This is a genomic window from Pseudomonas sp. NPDC089428, assembly GCF_044749325.1.
In the GTDB taxonomy this organism is placed as follows: Bacteria; Pseudomonadota; Gammaproteobacteria; order Pseudomonadales; family Pseudomonadaceae; genus Aquipseudomonas.
The window spans coordinates 142,075-154,777 of the sequence record NZ_JBIVHT010000010.1; the positions used below are offsets into that span (position 1 = coordinate 142,075).

The window sequence follows — 12,703 nt, forward strand, 5'->3', positions numbered from 1 at the left end:
CGGCCTGCACGGAGGCAGTTCCAGGGGCGTTTTTGATTCTGCAGAACAACAATAATTGGGAGCCTGCCATGTCGGTCGATCCGCAAAAACTTCTCCGCGACCTGTTCGACACAGCCATCGCCGCCGCCCACCCGCGCCAAGTCCTCGAACCCTACCTGCCCGCCGACCGTAGCGGCCGGGTCATCGTCATCGGCGCCGGCAAGGCCGCAGCCGCCATGGCCGAAGTAGTGGAAAAGAGCTGGCAGGGCGAAGTCTCCGGCCTGGTCGTGACCCGCTACGGCCACGGTGCCAACTGCCAGAAGATCGAGGTGGTCGAAGCCGCTCACCCGGTCCCCGACGCCGCCGGCCTGGCCGTTGCCAAGCGCGTGCTGGAGCTGGTCAGCAACCTCAACGAACAAGACCGCGTCATCTTCCTGCTGTCTGGCGGTGGGTCCGCCCTGCTGGCACTGCCGGCCGAAGGCCTGACCCTGGCTGACAAGCAACAGATCAACAAGGCGCTGCTCAAATCCGGCGCCACCATCGGCGAGATGAACTGCGTGCGCAAGCACCTCTCGGCGATCAAGGGCGGCCGCCTGGCCAAGGCCTGCTGGCCAGCCACCGTGTACACCTATGCCATTTCCGACGTGCCTGGCGACTTGGCCACCGTCATCGCCTCCGGCCCGACCGTGGCCGACCCGAGCACCTCGGCCGATGCCCTGGCGATCCTCAAACGCTACAACATCGAAGCACCGCAAGCCGTCATCGACTGGCTCAACAACCCCGCCTCGGAAACCGTCAAGGCCGATGACCCGGCCCTGGCCCGTAGCCACTTCCAGCTGATCGCCAAGCCCCAGCAATCGCTCGAAGCCGCCGCGGTCAAAGCCCGCCAGGCAGGTTTCAGCCCGCTGATCCTCGGTGACCTGGAAGGTGAATCGCGCGAAGTGGCCAAGGTGCACGCGGGTATCGCCCGGCAGATCGTGCTGCACGGACAGCCGCTGAAGGCGCCGTGCGTGATCCTCTCTGGTGGTGAAACCACCGTAACCGTGCGCGGCAACGGCCGTGGCGGGCGTAACGCCGAGTTCCTGCTCAGCCTCACCGAAAGCCTCAAGGGCTTGCCAGGCGTGTATGCCCTGGCCGGCGACACCGACGGCATCGACGGTTCGGAGGAAAACGCCGGCGCCTTCATGACCCCGAGCAGCTATGCCCGCGCCCAGGCCCTGGGCCTGTCGGCCAGCGACGAGTTGGACAACAACAACGGCTATGGCTACTTCGCCGCGCTCGACGCGCTGATCGTCACCGAGCCGACCCGCACCAACGTCAACGACTTCCGCGCCATCCTGATCCTCGAGACTGCCCAATCATGACGCCTGATAAAAAAGTAAAGATCCTCGCCACCCTCGGCCCTGCGATCAAAGGCATCGACGACATCCGCCAGCTGGTCGAAGCTGGGGTGAACATCTTCCGCCTCAACTTCAGCCACGGTGAACACGCCGACCACGCCCTGCGCTACCAGTGGATTCGTGAAGTCGAACAGCAGCTGAACTACCCGCTGGGCATCCTCATGGACCTGCAAGGGCCAAAACTGCGCGTCGGCCGCTTCGCCGAAGGCAAGGTCCAGCTGCAACGCGGCCAGGCCCTGCGCCTGGACCTCGACAAGGCCCCAGGCGACAGCCGCCGGGTCAACCTGCCGCACCCGGAGATCATCGCCGCGCTGGAGCCCGGCATGGACCTGCTGCTCGACGACGGCAAGCTGCGCCTGCGGGTAACCGCCAAGCACAGTAACGCCATCGACACCGAAGTGCTCAACGGTGGCGAGCTGTCCGACCGCAAGGGCGTCAACGTGCCGCAAGCGGTGCTCGACCTCTCCCCGCTCACCGAAAAAGACCGCCGCGACCTGGCCTTCGGCCTGGAACTGGGCGTGGACTGGGTGGCCCTGTCGTTCGTGCAGCGCCCGGAAGACATCGTCGAGGCGCGCCAGCTGATCGGTGACCGTGCCTACCTGATGGCCAAGATCGAGAAACCTTCGGCGGTCGAACAACTGCAAGCCATCGCGGAACTGGCGGATGCGATCATGGTGGCCCGTGGCGACCTGGGCGTGGAAGTGCCGGCCGAAAGCGTGCCGCAGATCCAGAAGCGCATCATCGGCACCTGCCGCCAGCTGGGCAAACCGGTGGTGGTGGCCACGCAGATGCTCGAATCGATGCGCTTCTCGCCGGCCCCGACCCGCGCCGAAGTCACCGACGTGGCCAACGCCGTGGCCGAAGGCGCCGATGCGGTGATGTTGTCGGCTGAAACCGCATCCGGTGACTACCCGCTGGAAGCGGTGCAGATGATGAGCAAGATCATCCGCCAGGTGGAGAACGGCCCGGACTACCAGGCTCAGCTCGACGTCGGCCGGCCGAAAGCCGAAGCTACCGTATCGGACGCCATCAGCTGCGCGATCCGCCGTATCAGCGGCATCCTGCCGGTGGCGGTGCTGGTCAACTACAGCGAGTCGGGCGCCTCCACCCTGCGTGCCGCCCGCGAGCGGCCACGGGCGCCGATCCTCAACCTGACGCCGAACCTGGCCACCGCCCGCCGCCTGAGCGTGGCCTGGGGTGTGCACTCGGTGGTCAATGACCGCCTGCGCCAGGTCGACGAGGTGGTTTCCACCGCCTTGGAGATCGCCCAGGCGCAAGGTATGGCCAGCCGTGGCGACACGCTGCTGATCACTGCCGGTGTGCCGTTCGGCAAGCCGGGCTCGACTAATAGCTTGCGCATCGAGACCCTGGTCTAAGGATCTGCATCTCTCGTGTGGGAGCGGGCTTGCCCGCGAATGCGTCAGCTCAGGCAACGCCGTTGCACCTGCTGACCTCTTCGCGGGCAAGCCCGATCCCACAGGGATGATGCCGCGCCCTGTAACGGCGGAAAACCGAGGCCCAAAGAGGCCCACCGCCCTCCATCAACCTTGCTGACTGCCCCGATGTACACCAAAAATTTCGTCAACCCGTGCCCCGACTGGGCCACGGCGCTGCTCAACGGCTTCAGCCAGGTGCTGCTGCTGCGCAACCCCCTGTGCGGCCTGTGCTGCCTGCTGGCCATCCTGCTGACCGCCCCGAACCTGGTCGGCGGCGCCCTGCTCGGTGCCCTCGCCGGCCTGCTCACCGCCCAGCAACGCGGCTACGACCGCGCTGACCGCCAAGCCGGCCTGTACTGCTACAACGGCGTGCTGATCGGCATCCTGATCAGCGCCGTGCTGCCCTGGTCGGCGATTCTGCCGCCACTGATCATCGCCGCCGGCGGCCTGTCGAGCATCATCACCCACCAGTGGCGCAAGCGAGGTGGCAAGCTGCTGGTGGCCTATACCGCGCCATTCGTGCTGCTCGGTTGGGTTGCCCTGCTGTTCGCCAGCCCTGCGCCCAGCGGCTTCGTCGAAGCCGACCCGCTGTATGCCCTGGCACGGGGCGTGGGGCAGATCTTCCTGCTCGACCACCCCCTGGCCGGGTTGTTGATCACTGCCGGGATGTTCATTGCCAACCCCTATGCGGCAACCTGGGCCGTGCTCGGTTCGGCCATTGGCGGCGGCGTGGCCTTGCTGGCTGACCAGGCGCAAGCTGCATGGCTGGGGTTGTTCGGTTTCAATGCCGCGCTGGCTGCGTTGGCCTTCAGCCGCCAGGGCGAAAAGCCTTGGGTGACGTTACTGGCGATTGCCCTGGCCCTGCTGCTGCAACCTCTGTTCAAGATATTGCCGGTAGCCGGTCTGACCGCACCCTTCGTCGCCGCCTGCTGGCTGATGCATCTGGGCAGCCACCTGGCCCAGCCCCGACAGCGCAACGCCAGCCGCTTGCACAGCTGAAACGCAGCCCCTAGGCTCAGCCCATCGCAACCGTGGAACGAGCCAATGAACAACCCTGCGAGCCTGCGCGAGCAGCTCTACGTCATCGTCTTCCAGACCGACACCGTGGCTGGAAGACGCTTCGACAAGATCCTCCTGCTGATCATCCTGGCCAGCCTGGTCACAGTGATCCTCGACAGCATCGACACTGTGCACCAGGGCTACGCCGGCCTGCTGGCCGCCATCGAATGGGGCTTCACCGCGATCTTCCTGGCCGAATACCTCACCCGCCTGTACTGCTCGCCCAAGCCCCTGCGCTATGCCTTCAGCTTCTATGGGTTGGTCGACCTGCTGGCGATCGTGCCGGGGATCATCGCCCTGTACTACAGCGACGCCCAGTACCTGCTGATCATCCGGGTGATCCGGATGCTGCGGATCTTCCGCGTGCTCAAGCTCAGCCCGTACCTCAAGCAAGCGCATTACCTGATGGAGGCACTGCGCGGTAGCAAGCAGAAGATCATCGTGTTCCTGGTCACCGTCTCGACCCTGGTGACCGTGTTCGGCACCTTGATGTATGTGATCGAAGGGCCGGAGCATGGGTTTACCAGCATCCCCAAAGGCATCTACTGGGCCATCGTCACCCTCACCACGGTGGGCTTTGGCGATATCGTGCCGAAGACACCGCTGGGGCAGGTGCTGTCGTCGCTGGTGATGATCACCGGTTATTCGATCATCGCCGTGCCGACCGGTATATTCACAGCAGAACTGGCCAATGCGATGCGCGGCGAGCAGCTGCAGCACGCTTGCCCGACCTGCAGCAAGAAAACCCATGAGCATGCCGCAGCGTTCTGTTCCCGGTGTGGGAGTGCGCTGTTTCGCAAGCAATGATGTTGCCTGCTCCGGCCCATTCGCGGGCAAGCCCGCTCCCACAGGATCGCCGCAGAACTGAGCATTGCACCGCACCTGAGCGAGCGGGGGCCGCTATTGAGCCGGTGCAGCCTGCGGCATAACCAAAGTCTTTTTTGTTCTTTAACCCCCACAAACCCGCCCGCTATAGTCGCAGGCAAACTGCCATCGATATCAAGGACGCAACGTGAAAAAGCTCTTCACCGCCTCACTGCTCGCCGCCGGCCTGGCGCTGGGCAACCTCGCCCAAGCCGCCCCGACCCTGCTCAACGTTTCCTACGACGTGATGCGCGACTTCTACAAGGACTACAACCCGGCCTTCCAGAAACACTGGGAAGCCGAGCACAACGAGAAGGTCAATGTGCAGATGTCCTTCGGCGGCTCGAGCAAGCAGGCGCGTGCGGTGATCGACGGCCTGCCCGCCGATGTCATTACCATGAACATGGCCACGGACATCAATGCGCTGGCCGACAACGGCAAGCTGGTGCCGGACAACTGGGTAACCCGACTGCCGAACAACAGCGCCCCGTTTACTTCAGCCACCGTGTTCATCGTGCGCAAGGGCAACCCCAAGGCGCTGAAAGACTGGCCCGACCTGCTCAAGGACGGCGTGCAGGTGATCGTGCCCAACCCCAAGACTTCGGGTAATGGCCGCTACACCTACCTGTCGGCCTGGGGCTACGTGCTCAAGCAGGGCGGCGATGAAACCAAGGCCCGCGAATTCGTCGGCAAGCTGTTCAAGCAGGCACCGGTGCTCGACACCGGTGGCCGTGCCGCCACCACCACCTTCATGACCAACCAGATTGGCGACGTGCTGGTGACCTTCGAAAACGAAGCCGAAATGATCGCCCGCGAGTTCGGCCGCGACCAGTTCGAAGTGGTCTACCCAAGCGTATCGGCCGAAGCCGAGCCGCCGGTAAGCGTGGTCGACAAGGTGGTCGCCAAGAAAGGCACCCAGGCCGTGGCCGAGGAATACCTCAAATACCTGTGGTCGCCAGCGGCCCAGGAAATTGCCGCGCAGAACTACCTGCGCCCGCGTGATGCAACCGTGCTGGCCAAGTACACCGACCGCTTCCCGAAAGTCGACTTCCTGTCGGTGGAGAAGACCTTCGGTGACTGGCGTACCGTGCAGAAGACCCACTTCAACGATGGTGGTGTGTTCGACCAGATCTATACCAACCAGCAGTAATTGATGTAAGCAGGACCGGCCTCTCGCGGATAAATCCGCTCCTACAGGAGCGGCTTCAGCCGCGAAGGGCCAGTACTGACGACGCACTTATTCGAACTTTCCCACCACGATCACAATCAGTTCCTTGAGTAACCCTGCCCCGCTCGCCCCGGCCCAAGGAGTACTCCAGTGCTGCGCTACCTCTCCACCCTGCTGCTTGGCTGCCTGCTGAGCACCCACCTGCTGGCCGCAGACCCCGCCCCCGCCGAAGAACAACCCGCCGAGCCGGAACCGGTACTGCAAGGCGGCCTGCTCGGCGCCCTGGCCGACGGCCTGGACAGCGCCGCCCAACAACTCGACCTCGACGCACACCTGGTCGATGCCTGGCGCCTGCGCACCGACCGCGCCGCCCAGGAAGTGGAACGCCTGGTCGACCGCCACTCGGCCAACGATTCGCTGCAACTGGCCGGAAATTTCATCCTGCTGACGCTGACCTGGGCCGCCAGCTTCGCCTTGCTCACAAGCATTGGCCGCTGGCTCGCCAAACGCCTGGCCAGAACCCCATGGCTAAGTGCACGCAAACGCGCCAGCAGCCTGCTCGGCTACCTGCTGCCATACACACTGCCGGCCCTCGCCAGCCTGCCGCTGACGCTGTATGTCAGCCGCTTCCTCGACCCGTCGATCGCCCGCGCCCTCGGCCTGAGCCTGGCCTACGCGACCAGCAGCGGCCTGTTCTCGACCTCGATCATCCTCTGCCTGATCACACTGTTCGATGCAGGCCACAAGCGCGCGGCGGTGGCGGCGATCAAGCGCCTGGCGCCGCGGCCGCTGTTCCTGATCGGTTTTCTCGCCGCCTGGAGCGATGCCCTGACCAGCCCGCAGATCGCCCGGCAACTGGGCGGCAACATCACCGCCAGTGTCGCCGTGATCACTGGCCTGACTGCTACCTTCATCTTTGCCAGCCTGGTCATCCGACTGCGCCGCCCGGTCGCCCACCTGATTCGCAACCGTGACTACAAGGACCGCGTGCAGCACCGTGCCGTGCAGGAGACCCTGCGCATCTTCTCGACAGTGTGGTACCTGCCCATCCTGCTGATGATCCTGGTCTCGGCAATCCATTTGCTCGGCGCTGGCGAAGAAAGCCAGAAGGCCCTGCAGAAAGCCCTGCTGACCACGGTACTGCTGGTGGCCACGGTGTTCCTCAGCACCCTGCTGCAACATGTGCTGGCACCACACGATGCCGATGCGGCGCAACGCATGCGCCCCTACAGAGAGCTGCTGCGCAGCTTGGCCCATGCGCTGCTGCGCATTGCCATGGCGGTGGCCTTTATCGAACTGCTGGGGCGCATCTGGGGCTTCTCGGTGATCGACTTCGCCCTGAGCAACAGCCTTGGCCAGGCGATCAGCAATTCACTGTCGAGCATCGGCCTGATCCTGCTGGTCACCTGGCTGCTCTGGGTAGTGCTCGATACCGCCATCCAGGAGGCACTCAAGCCCGCCGTCGGGCGCCGTGCCTCGCGCCAGCCGAGTACCCGGGTGCGGACCATCCTGCCGATGTTGCGCAATGCGGTGAAAGTCATCCTGATCGTCATCTGCACCATCACCACCATGGCCAACCTGGGCATCAACGTAGCGCCGCTGCTGGCCGGTGCCGGGGTGATTGGTCTGGCCATCGGCTTCGGCTCGCAGCAACTGGTGCAGGACGTGATCACCGGGCTGTTCATCCTGATCGAGGACACCATCTCGATCGGCGACTGGGTGGTACTCGACTCCGGCCATGCCGGCACCGTCGAAAGCCTGACCATCCGCACCCTGCGCCTGCGCGATGGCAAGGGCTTCGTGCACTCGGTGCCGTTCGGCCAGATCAAGGCTGTCACCAACCAGTCGCGGCAGTTCGCCTATGCGTTCTTTTCCGTGCAGTTCACCTATGACAGCGACGTCGACGAATCGCTTGGGCTGATCCATGAGGTGGGGCATTCGATCAGCCAAGACCCACTGCTGCGCATCAACCTGCAGGGGCCGCTGCAGGTGTTCGGGGTCGACCGGATGGACTTGAACGGGTTCGTGCTGACGGCGCAGTTCCGCACCATTTCCGGCGGGCAGTATGCGGTGAGCCGGGCGTTCAACGAGCGGCTGAAGAAGCGCGTGGACCAGACCGAGAATGTGAGCTTTGCCCAGGTGTATCCGCTGCCGGTGAGCAGGATCCCGGCCTGATGTTGCCTGTACCGGCCTCTTCGCGGGGCAAGCCCGCTCCCACAGAGCCTGTGGAACATTCGAATTAGAGGTAATCCTGTGGGAGCGGGCTTGCCCCGCGAAGAGGCCGGTAAAGGCAACATCACACCTGGCGGAATACCAGAGCTTTCAGTCCCCCCGCCGGGTCCGCATCAGGAAACTCCGGCGGGTTCTCCAGCCGCTCGACAAATGCCAGCCCAGGCGCCTGCTCGGCCATCCCCTCGATCAGAAACTCCGGCCCGATGCCCGGGTCGTTGACGCAGGCCAGCACCGTCCCGCCCTCACTGAGCAACTCCGGCAAGCGTCGCAGGATCTTGGCGTAATCCTGGGTCAGCACGAAGCTGCCACGCTGGAAGGTCGGCGGGTCGATGATGATCAGGTCGTAAGGCCCGTACTTGCGCACCTTGCCCCACGACTTGAACAGCTCATGCCCCAGATACGCCACCCGCGAAGCATCATGGCCATTGAGGCGATGGTTGTCGCGCCCGCGCGATAGCGCAGACTTGGCCATGTCCAGGTTGACCACTTGCTCGGCACCGCCCGCAATCGCCGCCACCGAGAAACCGCAGGTGTAGGCGAACAGGTTCAGCACCCGCTTGCCCGCTGCCTGTTCACGCACCCAGCGCCGGCCGTAGCGCATGTCGAGGAACAGGCCGTTGTTCTGCCGCACGCCCAGGTCGAGCAGGTAGGTCAGGCCATCTTCGACCACCTCGCGTTGCTGGCAGGGTTCGCCCAGCAGCCACTGGCCCGGGCTGTCGGGCAGGTAACGGTGCTGGATGAGGATCGCCTGGCCGGCCCATTGCGGGTGCTCGGCCAGGTTGCGCAGCATGGCTTCCAGTTCGGCCAGCTGGCCCTCGGGCGGTTCGCGGAACAGCGCCACCGACAGCACACCCTGGAGCCAGTCCACCGTGACCTGCTCCAGGCCTTCCCAGCAACGGCCGCGCCCGTGGAACAGGCGGCGGGTTTCGGCGGGAGCAGGGTCAAGGGCAGCAAGCAGGTGCTGTTCGAGGGTGTGGATCGGCGAAGTCATGGCGGGTCGCAAGCAAGTGAAAAGGCCGCCATTCTACCCCTTGGCTGGCACTTGTGCAGAACGGAACCACCAGCCCTGCTGCATACCCGCTGCCGCCAGCAGAATCAACGCCACCCCCAGCCACTGCAAAGGCGCCAGGCGGTGCCCGAAGGCCACCCAGTCGACCAGGATTGCGGCAATCGGGTAGATGAACGACAGCGCACCGGTCAACGCCGTAGGCAGGCGCTGGATGGCGCTGTACAGCAGCACATACATCAACCCGGTGTGGACCATGCCCAGGGTCACCAGGCTGGCGAGGGCCGACGGCTCGCCAGGCAATCCGCCGAGCGTCACCCACGGCGCCAGCAGCAGCACCCCGGTGGCGACCTGGATCAGTGCGATCAGGTGAGGTGGCGTGCCTTTCAGGCGTTTGATGATCAAGGCGGCAATCGCATAAAGAAACGCCGCACCCAGCGCCAGGGCAATGCCCTGCAAGTAGTCATCACCACTGGCCTGCCCCGCGCCGTGGGCGCTGACGATCGCCAGCATGCCAAGGAACGCCACGCTCAGCCAGGTAACCTTGGCGGCGGTGATCTTCTCGCCCAGGAACAGCGCTGCCAACCCCACCAGCATGAACGGCTGGACGTTGTACACCGCAGTGCCGATGGCAATCGACGCCCTCGAGTAGGAGGCGAACAGCAACACCCAGTTGCCGACGATGGCCACCCCACTGGCGATGGCCAGCAGGAATGCAGTCCGGGTTATCACGCCAGGCTTGAGGAAGCCGAACACCGCGCAGATCACCAGCAAAGTGCCGGTACCGAACACGCAGCGCCAGAACACCACGTCCAGGACCGGCTGCCCAGACACCAGCACGAACCAGCCGATGGTTCCGGAAATCAGCATGGCGGCAACCATTTCCAGCGAGCCACGGCGCAATGAACTGTCCATCTCACACCTCCCTTGGATGATGGCCATAGTATGCGGGGGGTCGCCGTGCACCTTCCAGCGGATAACCAAGGCATATCTACCGGTTCACCTTTAATATCAAGGCAATTTCCCTGAATTGCCTGATGAGGTGCGCATGACCGACGCCATTGACCAACTGCTGATAAACGCCTTGATGGAAGACTCGCGCCGCTCGCTCAAGGCACTGGCGCAGATCAGCGGCCTCTCTGCTCCCAGCGTCAGCGAGCGCCTGCGCCGCCTGGAAGAACGCGGCGTGCTGCGCGGCTACACCGTGGATATAGACCCACGCAGCTTCGGCTACCAGCTGCAGGCCATCGTGCGCATTCGCCCGCTGCCAGGGCAGTTGCAGGAGGTGGAGCGGCAGATCATCGCCATCCCCGAGTTCACCGAGTGCGACAAGGTGACCGGCGAGGACTGCTTCATCGCCCGGCTGCATGTGCGCTCGATGGAGCAGCTCGATACCCTGCTCGACCGGATCAATGTGCTGGCCGAGACCAACACCGCGATCATCAAGAAGAGCCCGGTGAAACGGCGATTGCCACCGATGGATTGAGTATTCCTGCACCGGCCTCTTGGCGGCTACTCCAGAGCACTTGAGATCTGCGCGCCCTCACCTGTGGGAGCAGGCTTGCCGCGAAGAGGCCAGGCCTGAAAAAGCTGACTATTTTTTGTACACAAGAATGTCACCATAGGTGCCATTTTTGTGTGCACTTTTCCCGGTAACGCCCCAATACGTTACATGCATCGATCAACTAATTCTGACCAAACGATCAACTAAAAAGCCAACTAAAAAAATTAACCTGTTCATTCGGTCAACTTATATTCGATTCATTTCATGAACTTAATTTTCAACTGCTTAGATTCAAAGTAGTGGCCATCTAACTCTCATTTTTCCCTGGCATGGAACTCGCTTTTGTGTGTTCGTGTTTTGTATACAAATTCAACAAAACATAAATACACAAGAACTCGCGGCACCGGCCCAACACCGGCCGCCGCGCCCAGAACCCAGTGATGCCAAGCTGCACCGACGAGATGGCGAGCCCGTGCGCATGCCCGCTCATCGCAGTCCACGTGCATCAGGAGCCCGCCGGAATGAGTACCAGCCTCGACCTTGCCCCTGAACTATCCGTCGCCAGCACCAGCCCTTCTTCCACCCTCGCAGGCGATATGCCGCCACTCGCACTGAGCCCGCGCCTGCATAACCGCGACCTCGCGCCCACCCGTACCGAAGGCCGCCGCTGGGGCCGCTACAGCATCTTTGCGCTGTGGACCAACGATGTGCACAACATTGCCAACTACTCCTTCGCCATGGGCTTGTTCGCCCTTGGCCTGGGTGGTTGGCAGATCCTGCTGTCGCTGGCGATCGGCGCGGCACTGGTGTACTTCTTCATGAACCTGTCCGGTTACATGGGGCAGAAGACCGGGGTGCCGTTCCCGGTCATCAGCCGCATCGCCTTCGGCATCCATGGCGCGCAGATACCGGCGCTGATCCGTGCGGTGATCGCCATCGCCTGGTTCGGCATCCAGACCTACCTGGCCTCGGTGGTGCTGCGCGTGCTGCTCACCGCCGTGTGGCCGCAAATGGCAGCCTACGACCATGACAGCATCCTCGGCCTGTCGAGCCTGGGCTGGGTGTGCTTCGTGTCGATCTGGCTGGTGCAGTTGGTGATCCTTGCCTACGGCATGGAGATGGTGCGCCGCTATGAGGCCTTCGCCGGCCCGGTAATCCTGCTGACCGTTGCCGCCCTGGCAGTGTTCATGTACTTCAAGGCCGACGCGCGCATCGCCTGGTCGGTCGCCGAGCCACTGACCGGCTACGAAATGTGGCGCAACATCTTTGCCGGCGGCGCACTGTGGCTGGCGATCTACGGCACCCTGGTGCTGAACTTCTGTGATTTCGCCCGCTCCTCGCCCTGCCGCAAGACCATCCGCGTCGGCAACTTCTGGGGCCTGCCGGTGAACATCCTGGTGTTCGCGATGATCACCGTGGTGCTGTGCGGCGCGCAGTTCCAGATCAACGGCCAGATCATCGACAGCCCGACCCAGATCGTCGCCAGCATCCCCAGCACGCCGTTCCTGGTGCTCGGCTGCCTGGCGTTCCTGATCGTCACCGTGGCGGTGAACATCATGGCCAACTTCGTGGCCCCGGCCTTCGTGCTCAGCAACCTGGCGCCACGCCACCTCAACTTCCGCCGCGCCGGGCTGATCAGCGCGACCCTGGCAGTGCTGATCCTGCCCTGGAACCTCTACAACAGCCCGCTGGTGATCGTCTATTTCCTGTCCGGCCTGGGCGCCCTGCTCGGCCCGCTGTACGGCGTGATCATGGCCGACTACTGGTTGCTGCGCAAAGGCCGCATCAACGTGCCCGAGCTGTACACCGAACACCCGACGGGCGCCTACCACTACAGCAAAGGCATCAACCTGCGCGCCGTGGCCGCCTTCGTACCGGCGGCACTGCTGGCCATCATCCTGGCCCTGGTGCCGAACTTCCATGGTATCGCGCCGTTTTCCTGGCTGATCGGCGCCGGCATCGCCGCCGCGGTGTACCTGCTGATCGCCCCGCGTAACCGCCAATACCACGATGTCAGCGGCGAGTGCATCGCCGTCGACCACAGCAGCCATTGAT

10 protein-coding genes are annotated in these 12,703 nt (G+C 63.7%); 8 read left to right on the plus strand and 2 right to left on the minus strand.

Features of this window, described 5'->3' with window-relative positions:
* Window positions 1-68 precede the first annotated feature (68 nt).
* The 6 genes from ACIPZ5_RS19150 (at window position 69) to ACIPZ5_RS19175 (ending at window position 8,081) form a co-directional block, all read left to right on the plus strand.
* Entirely contained in the window at window positions 69-1,343 is a 1,275-nt protein-coding gene (locus ACIPZ5_RS19150) for a glycerate kinase (RefSeq protein ID WP_343595998.1), read from the plus strand.
* Complete coding sequence (gene pyk, locus ACIPZ5_RS19155) at window positions 1,340-2,755, plus strand: pyruvate kinase (protein ID WP_400810123.1); 1,416 nt, start codon at window positions 1,340-1,342, stop codon at window positions 2,753-2,755. Before ACIPZ5_RS19150 ends, pyk begins: the two co-directional genes overlap by 4 nt.
* A 186-nt stretch (window positions 2,756-2,941) precedes the next feature.
* Window positions 2,942-3,814 (plus strand): urea transporter, encoded by an 873-nt coding sequence (locus tag ACIPZ5_RS19160; protein ID WP_313710692.1) that lies wholly within the window; start codon window positions 2,942-2,944, stop codon window positions 3,812-3,814.
* A gap of 45 nt (window positions 3,815-3,859) precedes the next feature.
* Complete coding sequence (locus ACIPZ5_RS19165) at window positions 3,860-4,681, plus strand: ion transporter (RefSeq protein WP_343596003.1); 822 nt, start codon at window positions 3,860-3,862, stop codon at window positions 4,679-4,681.
* A gap of 205 nt (window positions 4,682-4,886) precedes the next feature.
* On the plus strand, window positions 4,887-5,888 hold the full coding sequence (locus ACIPZ5_RS19170) for a sulfate ABC transporter substrate-binding protein (RefSeq protein ID WP_186603284.1): 1,002 nt from the start codon (window positions 4,887-4,889) through the stop codon (window positions 5,886-5,888).
* 168 nt (window positions 5,889-6,056) lie between these two features.
* Entirely contained in the window at window positions 6,057-8,081 is a 2,025-nt protein-coding gene (locus ACIPZ5_RS19175; RefSeq protein ID WP_343596006.1) for a mechanosensitive ion channel domain-containing protein, read from the plus strand.
* A gap of 121 nt (window positions 8,082-8,202) precedes the next feature.
* Here the strand turns inward: ACIPZ5_RS19175 and ACIPZ5_RS19180 are convergent, their stop codons facing one another.
* Both ACIPZ5_RS19180 and ACIPZ5_RS19185 read right to left on the minus strand, forming a co-directional pair.
* A complete protein-coding gene (locus tag ACIPZ5_RS19180; protein WP_400810126.1) occupies window positions 8,203-9,129 on the minus strand; it encodes a class I SAM-dependent methyltransferase in 927 nt (308 codons plus the stop codon).
* Window positions 9,130-9,162: 33 nt separating this feature from the next.
* Window positions 9,163-10,059 carry a DMT family transporter gene (locus ACIPZ5_RS19185; protein WP_400810128.1) on the minus strand — a complete coding sequence of 299 codons (897 nt, stop codon included), beginning with the start codon at window positions 10,057-10,059 and terminating at the stop codon, window positions 9,163-9,165.
* 133 nt (window positions 10,060-10,192) lie between these two features.
* Here ACIPZ5_RS19185 and ACIPZ5_RS19190 point away from each other — a divergent pair, with 133 nt between their 5' ends.
* Both ACIPZ5_RS19190 and ACIPZ5_RS19195 read left to right on the plus strand, forming a co-directional pair.
* The gene (locus tag ACIPZ5_RS19190; protein ID WP_079230586.1) at window positions 10,193-10,630 is read left to right on the plus strand and encodes an Lrp/AsnC family transcriptional regulator; all 438 of its coding nucleotides are present in this window, start codon (window positions 10,193-10,195) and stop codon (window positions 10,628-10,630) included.
* Window positions 10,631-11,169: 539 nt separating this feature from the next.
* Complete coding sequence (locus tag ACIPZ5_RS19195) at window positions 11,170-12,702, plus strand: NCS1 family nucleobase:cation symporter-1 (protein WP_313710697.1); 1,533 nt, start codon at window positions 11,170-11,172, stop codon at window positions 12,700-12,702.
* Window position 12,703 lies beyond the last annotated feature (1 nt).